We start from the raw sequence: 13,292 nt of genomic DNA, 5'->3' as shown, positions 1-13,292 counted from the left end.
TTTAATCATATTGTATCATAAAAACAGTAAAAAACGAACATTTATCCAATAAATATCCGTTTTAATCTTTAATTTACAATTTTGGTTTATAGAAGGAACGATTTTCCAAAGCAAAAATTCGACTGGTCATTTCTCCGTCTTCGACTTGTGTCAGCGCTGTCGTCATCATCATCATTTCAGCATCAATATTATCAATTAAGTGGATAATCTCAGCTTCCATAATTCGTGGGCGAACAGGACTGCCGTACTCCAGCTGACCGTGGTGACTGAGCACCACATGGCGAAGAACTGTGACATCTTCACGGTCATCTTCAATCCCCAACTCAATAATAGCCTTGGTAATTTCTTCATTAACCAGTGCGATGTGGCCGATGAGATTGCCACGAATGGTATACTCGGTCCCATCGACGCCAGAGAGCTCAATGCACTTAGCAAGGTCATGGAGCATAATCCCTGCAAAAAGCAGACTCTTATTGAGATTAGGATAAATGTCTCCGATACTGTCTGCCAAGCGAACCATAGTCGCTGTGTGATAGGCCAAGCCGTTTTCAAAAGCATGGTGATTGGTCTTAGCAGCTGGATAGGTAAAGAAGGCTTTATCAAACTTGCGATAGAGCGTGCGGACAATTCGTTGCCAAGTAGCATTTTCAATCTTGAACATCATCCCCTCTAGGTAATCGCGAATCTCTGCAATATCAACAGGAGATTTTTCACGGAAATCAGCTGGATCATTCGGTTCACCTTCCTTGACATTACGCAAGGTAATCTGATTGACTTGAGGGGCGCCATTATAGACCTCCCGCCGCCCTTGCATGTGAACAACCTTACCAGGAGTGAACTCTTCTACATTGTGAGGTTGGGCATCCCAAAGATTCCCAGAAATTTCGCCAGAATCATCCTGAAAAGTCATAGCCAGATAATCCTTGCCAGCCCTAGTCTTTCTTACTTCAGCCTTTTTTATCAAGTAGAAACCTTCAAAAAGCTCATCTTTCTTCATTTGATTAATTTTCATGAGAATCCTCACCTTCTTCTGTTTGAGGGATGTTTAATAACGATTGGGTACTTGAATCTTGATAAGCTTCAACCGTATCCAGAGCCTTAACAATAGCATTGGTCCTAGTCGTTAAAAGACTATCAACAGTCTTGCTTGCTGTGTTGAGTTGCTTCTGCGCCTTAACCAGCATACCGCTAAATTTGCCAAATTCAGTTTTAACATTTCCTAAAATTTTAGAAATATCATCGGCATTCTTCTGAATATTGAGGGTTTTAAAGCCAACGGAGAGGGAATTGAGCAGAGCGGATAAGGTAGAAGGACCTGCTACAACAATATTTTCCTCTCGTCTCAAGGCATCAAAGAAGGCTGAATTTCTAACCACTTCTGAGTAAAGGCCTTCTGTCGGTAGAAACATGATACCAAAATTGGTGGTCTCTGGTGGGTTAAGGTATTTCTTTTGGATGTCCTTGGCAAAACGTTTGATACTGGCCAGAAGTGACTTACGATAGGTCTCAATCTGCTGACTGTCACCGGATTCATAGACTTCTTCCAAACGGTAATAATCTTCCAAGGGAAATTTGGAATCTATGGGCAGATAGACATACTCACCGTCATGGTTTCCAGGGAGTTTGATAGCATATTCTACCCGCTCGCTAAATCCTTTAACGGTCGCAAACTCTCGTTCATACTGGTTATCTGTCATGATATCTTCGATAATTTGGCCCAGCTGTAATTCGCCCATAATCCCCCGAGTTTTGGTGTTGGAAAGGACCTTATTGAGAGTGCCAACATCTTGAGCCACAGTCTTCATTTGACCCAAGCCTTGGTTAACGGATTCCAACTGTTTAGAAACCGTTGCAAAGGAGGCCTGCAGGCGGGTTTGCAGAGTCTGCTCCAGTTTTTCTTCAACGGTCTGACGCATTTGGTCTAATCGTTTTTCGTTGGAAGCCTGCATTTCTTTAACAGCCGTACTCAAACTTTGTGTCATCTGTTGCAGCCTCTGATCCGATCGATCCTGATTATCACTGAGGTTTTTATGAAGGACATCTCGAATTTCCGATAACTGTTGGTAGATTTCTGTCTTTTGCCGCCCCAACTCCTGATTGAGAGCCAAAATCTGATCCTTCTTAGCCAAATCTAATTGATAGGAAATCTGCTCAGACAGGTTGTCCGCATTATCATCCAGCTTTTTGACCAGTTTACTGTGGAAATCGGCTAACTTACTTAGCACATAAAGGGAGAGACCTAAACCGGTCAGGCCTATGAGAATTAGAATTAGGGTCATAGTTTATCCTTACTTTGAATCACAATGAGGTAGCCCTTATCTAGGCTGACCTCTATTGCTTGATTCGTAAATTCATTACTGGAATAAATCTGTTTTTTAAAATAGTTTTCTGATGTCAACTCATACTTAGCCCCCTCGATTGTCAACTTTGCTTCTTGAGAGGGCATAAAAGAGACATAAGTCATAGCGGAATCAGGTAGAATCTGGTGCTGACCAGCCGGCAAATAACTAACAGTATTCTGATCATCTAATAAGCTGATAGACTGCATAAAAGGAGCAATCTCAGGGTCGCTGGGCAGAAAAACATTGCTGAGGGTGTGATCTAAACGACCACCAAATGCTCCGTAAATAGTCAAGACAGCTTGGGGATACTGACTCAATACTGTTTTGACTGCCAATTCGGTATCCGTATCATTCTTCTCACTTGGAGCCTGAATGATTTTCCCTACATGCTGTCTAATCAAAGCTAATTCCCGAGCAGTAACAGAATCAAAATCTCCAATGGCTACATCTAAGGGAAGGCCCTGCTCTAAAATCCAAAGACAGCCACGGTCAATGCCGACATAAAGGTCGAAATTCTCAGGAAGCTGAACTTTACTACCACCTGCTAAAAGAGCAACTTTTTTAGGCATCGAGGGCATCTCGCAGGGTTTGAACTTGACTAGCTAAATCATCAGCCTTAAAGAGATAGGAGCCCGCGACAAAAACATTAGCACCAGCGTCCTTACATGCCTTGATAGTTTTGTCATCAACACCCCCATCAACCTCAATATCAAAGTTATAACCCGTTTCCTTTCTCCAAGTTGCTACTGTTTTAACCTTATCTAGCATCTCAGGAATAAAAGCTTGTCCACCAAAACCCGGATTGACGGTCATAATAAGCACCTGATCAACCAAGCTGAGGACAGGCTTCAGAGCTGAAACTGGAGTCCCTGGATTGATGACCACACCTGCCTTGAGACCTGCTTGTTTTATCTTTTGCAGAGCCCCGTGAATATGATTAGTTGCTTCAACATGAATGGTCATAATATCAGCACCTGCCTGTGCAAAGGCATCCACATAGCGCTCAGGTTCAACCACCATCAAATGACAGTCAAAGACCAACTTACTATGCTTGCGCAGACTGGACACGACATCAGCCCCAAAACTAATGTTAGGGACGAATTGACCATCCATAATATCAATATGAACGTAATCCGCACTGGTTTGATCAATCCGATTGAGTTCCTGAGCAAAATTAGCGTAATCCGAAGCTAGAATAGAGGGAGCAATTTTATTGACCATAGAAGATTAATCCTACTTTCTTTTGACGACCTTTTTATAGATTTCTCGACGATTCTCAATTTCACTGAGAAAGATGAGGTAATTATCATAGCGACTAGACCAAAGCTGTCCAGTTTCTAGGGCGGCTTTGACCGCACAATCTGGTTCATGAGTATGAGTACAGGAGCGAAATTTACAATTTCGACTAATTTTTTGGAGCTCCGGAAAAGCTTGATTGAGCTGGACACTGTCGGAAACTTCATAATCAATGGAAGAAAATCCCGGTGTATCCGCAATTTTTCCCCCATGAACATTATAGAAACTGACGGCCCGTGTCGTATGACGGCCCCGCCCTAAACTATCGGAAATAGTATTGGTCTCAAGCTCTAACTCAGGAACTATTTTATTAAGCAGGGTGGATTTACCTACACCTGTTTGCCCCATAAAGACAGTCACCTGATCTTTTAATTTAGGAAGGAGTTCATCCAGCGCCCAGCAAAAATCATAACCAACAGCCTGATAGCGCTGGCGGATCCTTTTCATAGAGCTGTCGTCCTCAAGGAGATCCATTTTGGAAATATAGACCAACGGTTTGATTTGCTTATGCTCTAAGAGCACCAGAAAGCGATCCAAGAGATTGCTGTTAAAATCTGGCTTTTTGGCCGACATAATGACCACAGCCTGATCAATATTAACAATAGGCGGCCGGATCAAACTATTTTTTCGCTCATGAATCTTTAAAATATAGCCTTCGGAATTCTCCTCTGCTGAAAAATCAACCCAGTCGCCAACATAGGGACTCTGCCCTTTTTTACGAAAATTTCCCCGGGCTCGAGTCTGATAAATCTGATTGGCTGATTCAACATAGTAAAAACCTGCTAAAGCCTTGATAATTCTACCTTGCAAATGAGCTCCTTTATGAATTTTATGGGCTTATTATACCATAAAAGATTTCTCTTTGGGGGAGAAACAAAGTCTTGCAATTTTCAGAAAATACGCTATAATAATTGTGTATGCGGAGGTGGTGGAACGGCAGACACGCATGCTTCAGGCGCATGTGCCCGTACGGGTGTGAGGGTTCAAATCCCTTCCTCCGCATTTGATTGAGAAAGATTAATCACAGGTTGATTTTCTTCCTGTGATGTTTCTTTTCAATCAATACATTTACAAAGTCAGATAAAATGGATTTAGGTAACTCACAATTGATACTGAAGCCATCCATTTTCAAGAGACTTTTTGGAAAGGTGGCCCAGCTTGGTACGGCACCGGACTCGAAATCCGGCAAGTGGACTTTGTTCATGCGCGGGTTCAAATCCCGTCCTTTCCTTAAAATACTAAGTCGTGAAGTCCTGATGTCCTCTGACCTTTTATAGGCTTCACTTGTATTTAGCTATAGAATAAAAAATCTCTCAACTTTAATTAGGTGGGAGATTTTTGTTTGTGATTATAAAGCAAAGACAGACTAATCAAAAAAGCTAAGAACGTGATACTGCCTGTCACGTACTTTTCAAAAAAGCTGTTACTGACAAAAAAATTAAAGCAAGCAGCTAAACCTAGAAAGACCGTGACAAACTGGATAATTCTAGCAAGCGTTTTTTCCTGCCAAGATGATTTTAGAACCCCGCCATAAAGCAAATAACTATAACCAAAGAAGGTCCAAAGCAAGAATAAAGCTAGATTAACTGGTCTCAGCCACAGCGGGAAAGCCGTATAAACTCCGCCAAAGACGAATCGCCCCAGCGGAGCTCCCATCATCAACAAGAAATGCAAGATTGCCTGCGAGAACCAGAGCAGGGCACTAGCCGAGGCTAGCAGTTTGATTTTCATCACTTGACTCCTTATCTTATCCAAGCAGTCTGTTGCTGACGTTAATATTAATACAGCCACCTTATCAGAAAACGAGAACTTGTCTTAAAATCTCTAGCTGGCAAATGTTTCTAATAAAACGGAATCCTCTTGAACAGGCCGCTGCTTCGCTGCAATTTATTTAGTGCTATAATAGCAAAGGAAGATTAAGTTGTCTAGAAAGAGGTAGATCATGGAGATTAAAGATATTGAATATGTTAAAACAATTATTGATTACGGCAGTATCACCAAGGCCGCAAAGGCCTTATACATTACCCAACCGTCTCTAAGTATTTATATCAAAAATATGCAACAAAGATTGGGGTTTGACGTTTTTTACCAGCGTGGAAAGAAACTTGAGCTAACCTACCTTGGAGAAGAATTTTTAAAGTATGGTTTACAAATCCTTCGCATTCAAGAAAATTTTAACGATACTGTACAGAATGCTTTAAATAATAAATTTGGCCGTTTGCGTTTAGCTATCCCCCTTTTGCGAAGTTCCTATTTGGTGCCAGAGTTGTTACCTAAATTTCATAAAGAATTTCCTAATGTCGATATTCAATTAAATGAATCCTCATCCGCTTCATTTCCTTACCTCATTGAAAATGGAAATGTGGATTTGGCTCTAATGAATCGGACTCAGGAGAGCCACTTCTTAGAAATCAAAAAAATAAAATCAGAAGAAATCTTAATTGCTCTGCCTGCCAAGCACCATCTAGTAGGACAAAGCCATCTAAAAAAAGAGGGAGACTATCCCTCTCTAAGCCTAGATCTCTTGGCTGATGAATTATTCATTTTACACCAGCCAGACCAATTTTCAAGGCATATTTCCGACAATATCTTCCTAGAAAATCACTTCCAGCCAAAGCAGGTTTTACAAACCCGAAATATCGAGACTGCCGCCAACCTTGTTGCCAACAATCTGGGCGTTTGTTTCATTAATGCTTCACATACCAAGCATTTAAATGACAACGCCAAAATAAAATTTTTTTCGCTGGAACAGAAAGTCTATGTTGATTTAGTAGTCGCCTACCGTAAAAACAGACAGCTTCCTAGTTTTGCTAAAGCCTTTATCGAAATTTGCAAACACAGTATTTAAATCGGGATGGCTCCTGTCAAAACAGCAATGCTCGTCTGTAAAACGAAACTGGCAAAGCCCCATTTCAAATATTCCTTTTGATATTCCACAAAGCTTACTTCCGTCCGATCAACCAAGACATATAAGAAAGCAACGAGGGGACTAGCGAATCGAATAGCTTGTCCCATTAAAGAGGCTACCCCAATTTGAACAGGCGTTGCCCCATAAGAATAAGCAATTGGTGCGATAACAGGTAATAAGCCAAAATAGAAAGCATCGTTTGGCAAGAAGAACAAACCAGGCAAAGAAATCAGAGCAAAAATCAGAGGGATATAACCTCCCAAGCTATGGGGAATCATTGATACCAACTGATGCGCAATAGCAGCGCTCATGCCGCTACCATTTAAAACACCCATGATGACCCCAGCACCGAACACCAAGGAGACTGGGCCGAGAGCTTCGGCACCATTTGCCAGTAAACGGGAATTTTGAAGAGATAGATCACGATAATTGACAATCAGAGCAATAGCTGTCCCAGCTAAGAAGAGGATTCCTCCGTTGACGATATCCAACACCAGCAAAACCATGATGGCCACCGTCATAATAAGATTGAAATAAATCAATTTAGGCCGCTTGTATTCAACGTTTGTCAGAGTGACATCATCAATAATACTTTGTGTTTCAGACTGAGTGAGGATTCCTTGTCCTTTGACATAGCCGAGTCGTTTTCTCTCCTTCTTACCATACGTATAAGCCTGAAAAATAGCTAAGAGCGCTGCAGCAACCATCCCCGGAAGGACTGGTAAAAGGAATTCCTTAGGCCCAATATTTAGGACCGGCATTGCACGCGCCATGGGACCGCTCCAAGGCACCAAGTTCATAACAGAATTACCAAAACCGATGATGGCCGCCAAATAAATCTGCTTCATTTTCATCTTCTTAAACAGCACCAACATCGAAGCTGTAACAATCAGAACGGTCGTTGTACCGTCACCATCTAAGGAAACCGACAGCGTAATGACTGCTGCGGCAACCATAATCTTCATCGGATCACCCTTAGCCCATTTGATCATCATAACGGCTAAGGGATCAAATAAACCAACATCCAGCATAACAGAGAAATAAAGGATGGCAAAAAGTAAGAGGGTAATAGTCGGTGCAACCCCTGTTGTGATTTTTCCTCCACTACCGACAGCATAATAAAGTCCTTGATAGACCCATTCAAAAGTTTTCAAAAATGGGACGCCGGTTATCAAAGCCGCTGCTATTCCAAAAATTAACGGAACCAAAATTAGTCCTGCAAAGGGGCTGATTTTTTTGCCTAGCAATAAGGCCATGAAGGTAATGATCATTAAATATCCGAGTATAGCTAGCATAGGACTATTCCCCCTTAATAAAGGCCGTTCCTGTCATAATCTTTCTGGCTGTCCGATAACTCGAAACAGACCTAATAACAGTTTTTCCTTCAACAATCTCACTCTTGACAGAAACCGAAATCTTGCCGCTACTATGGGCAATCTCCAGCTTATCACCAATCTCTCTATCCTGAACCAACTCATAAGGTATCGTTCCCTTTAGATGAGTAGCTGCTCCAGTGCATAGGGCACCTGTCAAAGCAATGGATTTATGAGCCTTTTGCATACTCATCATACGGACAGCAATATCAAAATTGGATTCTTTTATTTCTTTTCCTTCTTTAGTCAGGTAAGTTTTTGGTTTAGAAATAATTGTCAACTTAGGGACACCTGGAGTCAGAACTGCACTATCTTTAGGGTCTTTAATAATTCCCATCAGTACGGCTGCCTTACCGCGAATTTCTTCCAAAAGCTGCAGGAGACTATCCTTGCTATCAATCATTTCAGGGGTCTCGATTCCCTCTAAGCCAATATCTTCTGCCCGAATATAGACGAGGGGATTGGCGACATCAACTAAGGAAACGTCAATGTCTTTCCCATCACTTAAGGTTATGACATCTTTTGCTTGTCCCGTTGGGAATAATTGCCCACTGAACGCCCCAGCAGGCTCAAGAAATTCCAGCTCAATTTTTAAGCCTTTACCCGGAACACCAGATATCTCAAAATCGCCTTCATAGGTCAATCGCCCATCTGGCGTTGGGATATACTCGTTGATTACTTTCTTGGTGTTTGTATTATAAACTCGGACCAAGGTTTGGGGTGAGCTGGTTTTAACCAAATTATTTTCAATGGCATAAATACCGACTGCAGACGAAATATTTCCACAGTTTCCAGAATAAGAGACAACGGCCTTATCCACAGCAACTTGTGCAAAGGTATAATTGACATCCCAGTCATTAACCGTCTCTTTAGAAATAATAGCCACCTTACTTGTCGTTGAAACAGCCCCACCCAGACCATCAATTTGTCTGGCATCAGGACTTCCCATCAATTTCAAGAGAATTTTCTCTCTGTCGCCGAGGTCACTTGGCAAAACTGCTTCATCAATAAAAACTGCTTTGCTAGTCCCACCACGGTAAATACTCACTGGTAAATCTACTAGCATTCTTAACCTCCTCATATAAGATACAACAGAGGCTTGTTAGCTAAGTGCTTCGCACTTGATAACAAACGCCAATCACTAGAGTGAATTGGCTACCTCTCCTACTAACTTCGTTTGATTAGTAAAATCGACTAACCAAACGTCGTGTCGCAAAGGGCGTCCGCGGATAAAGCAAAAATAGGAGGTTCGACGAAGACGCTTGCGTCTAGGAAGAAACTATCTTTTTTGCACAAGCCGCAGCCCGTGTTCGATTATTAAGATATGGCAGAGGCTTGTTACCTAAGTGCTTCACACTTAATAACAAACGCCAATCACTAGAGTGAATTGGCTGCCTCTCCCACTAACTTCGTTTGGTTAGTAAAATCGACCAACCAAACGTCGTGTCGCAAAGGGCGTCCGCGGATAAAGTCAAAATAGGGAGTCCGACGACGAATCATCAAAGATTCTAGGAGAACTCATCTTTTTGACACAATCCGCAAGCCCATGCTCCGTTATCCAAACCAAGACTTATCAAATTTTTGCCAATAAATTGGTTAACTCACTAATGTCAATGTCTTCAAGCCGAGCAATCGTATCTGCAATTTTTTGAGCTAGAGTCTGGTCAATAGATTCTGTCAGCAAATGATATTTTTCCAATAGGACCTCCCAAGTCGCTGGTCTGGAAGTAAAACCTTGGTAATCATCTTTATCAATCGTATAAACATGACCATCATTGGTTTCTACTTCCAATCTGATAGCCATCTCATTCGGAAAACGTTTGCTGAACTCAGGATTTTCCCTAACGGTTACTTTTTGCAAGAGATTTTGAATATCATCTTTTAGGATCCGATCTTGTTCATACTGGGCTGGCAAGACCTGACCATCCAAATAAGCTGCTGACAGCATGTATGGAAGCGAGTGGTCGGCTTCCTCCTTGAGACGAATTTGTTTCTTATCGCCTTCTTCGCCCCCTCCAATAATATTAAAAGCAACATCAAAGGTATCCAAACGAATTTCCTTAATAGCTTCTGGAGCAAGGTGTTCCTTATTTCTAAATTCAATCAAGCCCTCAATTGAAGACTGGGAGTGGATTTCAGCATTGTAGCGCTTGATAATTGTCTTTAAAACACGTTCCAAACCTTCTTTTTCCCAGTCGATTTCAAACTTACCCGCAATAGTTTCATAGAAGCCTTTATTGCCTTCAAAAACTTCTCGTGGACCTGTAATATTATACTTTGCCAAGAGAGCCGAAGACATTGCACCGCGGGCTGTATTCGGTGCCGCCAAACCTTTCCAGTTCGACAGTGCACCCGTCCGAGTGACCCGCAGAGAATTATAACTAGTTCCTGAGATGGCGATAGCATTTGCAATTTGCGTCTGTGTCAGTCCCAAGGCCTTAGCCGCACCAGCTGCAGCCCCATAAGCTTCCTGAACAGTATGGTCAAAACCATGTTTTCTGACAGGAGCCTCATCAGAAAGTCGGCACTGGATTTGGTAAGCAATCGCTAGACCAAGAAGAAAGTCTTTCCCCGTCCCATGATTGTGCTCTGTTGCTGCCAGAATAGCTGAAATATTATCAGACGGATGGCAGGTTTCTCCTTTAGCTAAATAAGAGTCGTTATAATCTAAATAACGAATAGCTGCACCATTAAACAAGGCTGCATAATCTGGTGTAGTTTTTCCCCCGCCAATCATGGTCACCGAACCATCAGCAGTTAAATCATGCGTCATTTGCTGGATATTCTTGATTGTCTGGCTATTCAAAGCACCAATGGCACAACCAATAGCATCAAGCACACGTCCCTTCAAAGCAGCTACTTCTTCTTGAGAAAGGTCAGCAAAATTTTTTGTAGCAGCCCATTTAGCCATTTGTTCAACAACAGTTAAATTTTCCATCTTTTATCTCCTTTAAATTTTTTCACCCCCATTATATTGCAAGCGGATTCATTACACAAATTAATGTTTTTTATGATTTTAATAGATGAAACCTATTATCGATAACCAATGACATAAGTTTATCATTCAAATGACACACCTTCTGACTAGGTGCTTAGAGTATTAAAAAAAAACCGCTAATCTAGCGGTTTTAAAACGATAATAGAGAGATGGATATGCCTATAATCCTGCTTGAAAAACTCTGGATGACCTTGTATAAATCTGGCTACAATAGATGAGATGGAGTTAAAATAATGATTACGCGATAAAAAGTCAGCTCAAAGAGGCCATATAGGCTCCCCTTATCATCCTCAACGAGATAAGTCCTGATCTTTCCATATTTCTACTCTTTTTAACCTATCAAAATCCTTGCTCTTTTAAAGCGTCAGCTAAACGGCCAAAATCAGCAATCGATAAAGCTTCACCCCGGACACTCGGCCTTAGCCCTGCCATTTCTAAAGCCTGCCTCAGTTTTTCTTTGACATTTTCTGACTTGCCAAAGCGGTTGGTTAAATTATTCCACAAGGTTTTACGACGGTGAACAAAGCTAGCTTTTGCGACATCGAAAAGAAAATCTTCATTTTGCACCTCAACCAAGGGCTGATCACGGCGTACCATTTTCAAAATAGCGCTATCCACATTCGGCGCGGGTACAAAGACCGTCCGAGGTACAATAAAGGCTACCTCAGCCGCCATATAATACTGTACTGCAATAGACAGAGACCCGTAAGCCTTGGTATTGGGCTCAGCTGCGATACGGTCGGCCACTTCTTTTTGCATCATGACCACAAACTCTGCAAAAGGAATCTTGCTTTCGATCAAATGCATGAGAATCGGCGTGGTGATGTAGTAAGGCAGGTTGGCTACAACTTTGATAGGCAGGTCTGGATTTTTAAACTGCTTGATTTGGGTCTGCAAATCAGCCTTGAGGATATCTTGATTGACTACCTGCACGTTGTCAAAATCACGCAGGGTATCTGCCAAAATCGGGATGAGACGGTCATCAATTTCAAAAGCCATGACCTCAGCAGCCTTCTCCGCCAAAAACTCGGTCAAAGCTCCGATACCGGGCCCAATTTCGATGACATTAACATTTTTGTCAACCTCTGCCGTATCGACAATCTTCTGTAAAATATTGGTATCGGTCAAAAAGTTCTGACCGAAGGATTTTTTAAAGGTAAAGCCGTGACGCTCCAAAATGGCTCGGGTCACGGAGTAGTCTGCTATTCTCATAGGGGCACTTTCTATTTTAATTCTTTCTACCTATTTTACCATAAATAAAATAGGGGTAACGGGCATAGAACAGCTGAGCTAATTAATCAATAAAAATCGAGAACTCTTCGACCTTTCTCCTAATATGGGGATGCCCAGATTCTAAAGCTTTCCCCACAGAAAGCAGCAAAATAGGCTCCCACTCAGCAGATATATTCAAGAAGTCTTTCACCGCCTCAAAATCCACACCCCTCATCGGTACACTGTCATAACCAAATGTACGGATAACATGCATAAGGTTCATTGCAAAGAGACCAACATCCAGTCGTAAGCCTTCAACATCCTTATCTTCGGGATGAAGGGCAAAGTACCGATCTATCCGCTCTGAGCGGACAGCTGCTTCAGCTTTTGTAATAGCACCTTTTTCCATATAAAATTCCTGCCACCAATCCAAATCGTAGGCCTCTTTATCTCCAAATAAGAGAAACACTGCGGAGGCTGTCTCAACCTGCGGCTGATTAGCTGATAATTTCCTCAATTCTTTTTGCTTCTCCTTATTTTTAACAACTACAACGCGCCAAGACTGAAAATTATTACCAGACGGCGCGTAACTGGCATGTTTCAGTATATCGACGATCACACTTTTTTCCAAGATGGATTGGGAATCAAAATGCCTAACAGACCGACGTTCATCCAAAAAGCTTAAAATATTTTCCATAATCTTGTATCCTCCTTTGTATTTCTTAACGATTTCATTATAATAAAGCTAATGATGAAAAAACAGTAGTCACTTTTTTGTGACTACTGTCTTAGGAGATCTTTCTATGCAAACAAACACACACTGGAACTGTGGATTATCAAGATTAATGGACAGCATTTCAGGGAAATGGAAACTCAATATTATTTGGATTATCTCACAGCATGAGCCCATTCGTTTTAATCAGTTAAAACGTGAAGTAGAGGGGATCACCAAAACCATGCTGACACGCGCTTTAAACGATTTAATAGCCGATGGCCTAGTGCTCAAAACAGACCTACAAACCTTACCTTTTCACACTCAGTACCGTTTAACAGCAAAAGGACAAGAGCTGTTGGAGCTCTTACTCAGGCTCAACAATTGGAGTAAAGATAATATGTAGCTGCCCTCTATGTTAGAAAGCAACAAAATATTGACATTTAGTCTA

At 41.7% G+C, this 13,292-nt stretch carries 13 protein-coding genes and 2 tRNA genes; 4 read left to right on the top strand and 11 right to left on the bottom strand.

Features of this window, described 5'->3' with window-relative positions; genetic code table 11:
* Positions 1 to 73: 73 nt before the first annotated feature.
* From ACFSN5_RS01360 to rsgA, 5 genes are read right to left on the bottom strand one after another with little or no spacing between them, the layout of a single operon-like run.
* Positions 74 to 1,012, bottom strand: a complete 939-nt coding sequence (locus ACFSN5_RS01360) for a 3'-5' exoribonuclease YhaM family protein (RefSeq protein ID WP_165329293.1) — start codon at positions 1,010 to 1,012, stop codon at positions 74 to 76.
* Positions 1,002 to 2,279: a DNA recombination protein RmuC gene (gene rmuC, locus ACFSN5_RS01355; protein WP_165329292.1), complete on the bottom strand. Its 1,278-nt coding sequence runs from the start codon at positions 2,277 to 2,279 to the stop codon at positions 1,002 to 1,004. The genes ACFSN5_RS01360 and rmuC overlap by 11 nt, the downstream gene beginning before the upstream one ends.
* Positions 2,276 to 2,911 carry a thiamine diphosphokinase gene (locus tag ACFSN5_RS01350; RefSeq protein WP_165329291.1) on the bottom strand — a complete coding sequence of 212 codons (636 nt, stop codon included), beginning with the start codon at positions 2,909 to 2,911 and terminating at the stop codon, positions 2,276 to 2,278. Before ACFSN5_RS01350 ends, rmuC begins: the two co-directional genes overlap by 4 nt.
* Complete coding sequence (gene rpe / locus ACFSN5_RS01345) at positions 2,904 to 3,563, bottom strand: ribulose-phosphate 3-epimerase (RefSeq protein WP_165329290.1); 660 nt, start codon at positions 3,561 to 3,563, stop codon at positions 2,904 to 2,906. The genes ACFSN5_RS01350 and rpe overlap by 8 nt, the downstream gene beginning before the upstream one ends.
* 12 nt (positions 3,564 to 3,575) lie before the next feature.
* The gene (gene rsgA / locus ACFSN5_RS01340) at positions 3,576 to 4,448 is read right to left on the bottom strand and encodes a ribosome small subunit-dependent GTPase A (protein ID WP_165329289.1); all 873 of its coding nucleotides are present in this window, start codon (positions 4,446 to 4,448) and stop codon (positions 3,576 to 3,578) included.
* A gap of 109 nt (positions 4,449 to 4,557) precedes the next feature.
* On the opposite strand from rsgA, the gene ACFSN5_RS01335 reads away from it, so the two are divergent.
* A tRNA-Leu gene (locus ACFSN5_RS01335) sits at positions 4,558 to 4,640 on the top strand.
* A 140-nt stretch (positions 4,641 to 4,780) separates the two neighbouring features.
* Positions 4,781 to 4,869 (top strand) — tRNA-Ser (locus tag ACFSN5_RS01330).
* Between the two features lie 92 nt (positions 4,870 to 4,961).
* Here the strand turns inward: ACFSN5_RS01330 and ACFSN5_RS01325 are convergent.
* On the bottom strand, positions 4,962 to 5,369 hold the full coding sequence (locus ACFSN5_RS01325) for a hypothetical protein (protein WP_165329288.1): 408 nt from the start codon (positions 5,367 to 5,369) through the stop codon (positions 4,962 to 4,964).
* A gap of 211 nt (positions 5,370 to 5,580) precedes the next feature.
* Here ACFSN5_RS01325 and ACFSN5_RS01320 point away from each other — a divergent pair, with 211 nt between their 5' ends.
* Positions 5,581 to 6,486 carry a LysR family transcriptional regulator gene (locus ACFSN5_RS01320; protein ID WP_165329287.1) on the top strand — a complete coding sequence of 302 codons (906 nt, stop codon included), beginning with the start codon at positions 5,581 to 5,583 and terminating at the stop codon, positions 6,484 to 6,486.
* On the opposite strand, the gene ACFSN5_RS01315 is transcribed toward ACFSN5_RS01320, so the two are convergent.
* The 5 genes from ACFSN5_RS01315 to ACFSN5_RS01295 all read right to left on the bottom strand — a co-directional run bounded on the left by ACFSN5_RS01315 (position 6,483) and on the right by ACFSN5_RS01295 (position 12,826).
* Complete coding sequence (locus tag ACFSN5_RS01315) at positions 6,483 to 7,841, bottom strand: CitMHS family transporter (protein WP_004229867.1); 1,359 nt, start codon at positions 7,839 to 7,841, stop codon at positions 6,483 to 6,485. The two genes, ACFSN5_RS01320 and ACFSN5_RS01315, sit on opposite strands and share 4 nt — an antisense overlap.
* Before the next feature lie 4 nt (positions 7,842 to 7,845).
* Positions 7,846 to 8,985 carry a 2-methylaconitate cis-trans isomerase PrpF family protein gene (locus tag ACFSN5_RS01310; protein WP_165211942.1) on the bottom strand — a complete coding sequence of 380 codons (1,140 nt, stop codon included), beginning with the start codon at positions 8,983 to 8,985 and terminating at the stop codon, positions 7,846 to 7,848.
* A 507-nt stretch (positions 8,986 to 9,492) separates the two neighbouring features.
* Positions 9,493 to 10,857 (bottom strand): MmgE/PrpD family protein, encoded by a 1,365-nt coding sequence (locus ACFSN5_RS01305; RefSeq protein WP_165211939.1) that lies wholly within the window; start codon positions 10,855 to 10,857, stop codon positions 9,493 to 9,495.
* A gap of 399 nt (positions 10,858 to 11,256) precedes the next feature.
* On the bottom strand, positions 11,257 to 12,129 hold the full coding sequence (gene rsmA, locus ACFSN5_RS01300) for a 16S rRNA (adenine(1518)-N(6)/adenine(1519)-N(6))-dimethyltransferase RsmA (protein WP_165211937.1): 873 nt from the start codon (positions 12,127 to 12,129) through the stop codon (positions 11,257 to 11,259).
* Between the two features lie 82 nt (positions 12,130 to 12,211).
* Positions 12,212 to 12,826 carry a nitroreductase family protein gene (locus ACFSN5_RS01295; protein WP_165329286.1) on the bottom strand — a complete coding sequence of 205 codons (615 nt, stop codon included), beginning with the start codon at positions 12,824 to 12,826 and terminating at the stop codon, positions 12,212 to 12,214.
* Positions 12,827 to 12,932: 106 nt separating this feature from the next.
* Here ACFSN5_RS01295 and ACFSN5_RS01290 point away from each other — a divergent pair, with 106 nt between their 5' ends.
* The gene (locus ACFSN5_RS01290; protein WP_165211933.1) at positions 12,933 to 13,247 is read left to right on the top strand and encodes a winged helix-turn-helix transcriptional regulator; all 315 of its coding nucleotides are present in this window, start codon (positions 12,933 to 12,935) and stop codon (positions 13,245 to 13,247) included.
* Positions 13,248 to 13,292 lie beyond the last annotated feature (45 nt).

It is taken from the genome of Streptococcus tangpeifui (assembly GCF_044503215.1).
Taxonomy (GTDB): domain Bacteria; phylum Bacillota; class Bacilli; order Lactobacillales; family Streptococcaceae; genus Streptococcus; species Streptococcus tangpeifui.
The sequence above is the reverse complement of the archived record's forward strand: the minus strand, read 5'-3'. Positions and strand labels throughout refer to the sequence as shown.

Excerpts from the sequence above, each read along its gene's own strand:
- rpe (WP_165329290.1), bottom strand. The coding sequence starts at position 3,563 with ATGGTCAATAAAATTGCTCCCTCTATTCTAGCTTCGGATTACGCTAAT.
- ACFSN5_RS01320 (WP_165329287.1), top strand. The coding sequence starts at position 5,581 with ATGGAGATTAAAGATATTGAATATGTTAAAACAATTATTGATTACGGC.
- ACFSN5_RS01315 (WP_004229867.1), bottom strand. The coding sequence starts at position 7,841 with ATGCTAGCTATACTCGGATATTTAATGATCATTACCTTCATGGCCTTA.
- ACFSN5_RS01290 (WP_165211933.1), top strand. The coding sequence starts at position 12,933 with ATGCAAACAAACACACACTGGAACTGTGGATTATCAAGATTAATGGAC.
- ACFSN5_RS01305 (WP_165211939.1), bottom strand. The coding sequence starts at position 10,857 with ATGGAAAATTTAACTGTTGTTGAACAAATGGCTAAATGGGCTGCTACA.
- rsmA (WP_165211937.1), bottom strand. The coding sequence starts at position 12,129 with ATGAGAATAGCAGACTACTCCGTGACCCGAGCCATTTTGGAGCGTCAC.
- rmuC (WP_165329292.1), bottom strand. The coding sequence starts at position 2,279 with ATGACCCTAATTCTAATTCTCATAGGCCTGACCGGTTTAGGTCTCTCC.
- ACFSN5_RS01350 (WP_165329291.1), bottom strand. The coding sequence starts at position 2,911 with ATGCCTAAAAAAGTTGCTCTTTTAGCAGGTGGTAGTAAAGTTCAGCTT.
- ACFSN5_RS01325 (WP_165329288.1), bottom strand. The coding sequence starts at position 5,369 with ATGAAAATCAAACTGCTAGCCTCGGCTAGTGCCCTGCTCTGGTTCTCG.
- ACFSN5_RS01295 (WP_165329286.1), bottom strand. The coding sequence starts at position 12,826 with ATGGAAAATATTTTAAGCTTTTTGGATGAACGTCGGTCTGTTAGGCAT.
- ACFSN5_RS01360 (WP_165329293.1), bottom strand. The coding sequence starts at position 1,012 with ATGAAAATTAATCAAATGAAGAAAGATGAGCTTTTTGAAGGTTTCTAC.
- ACFSN5_RS01310 (WP_165211942.1), bottom strand. The coding sequence starts at position 8,985 with ATGCTAGTAGATTTACCAGTGAGTATTTACCGTGGTGGGACTAGCAAA.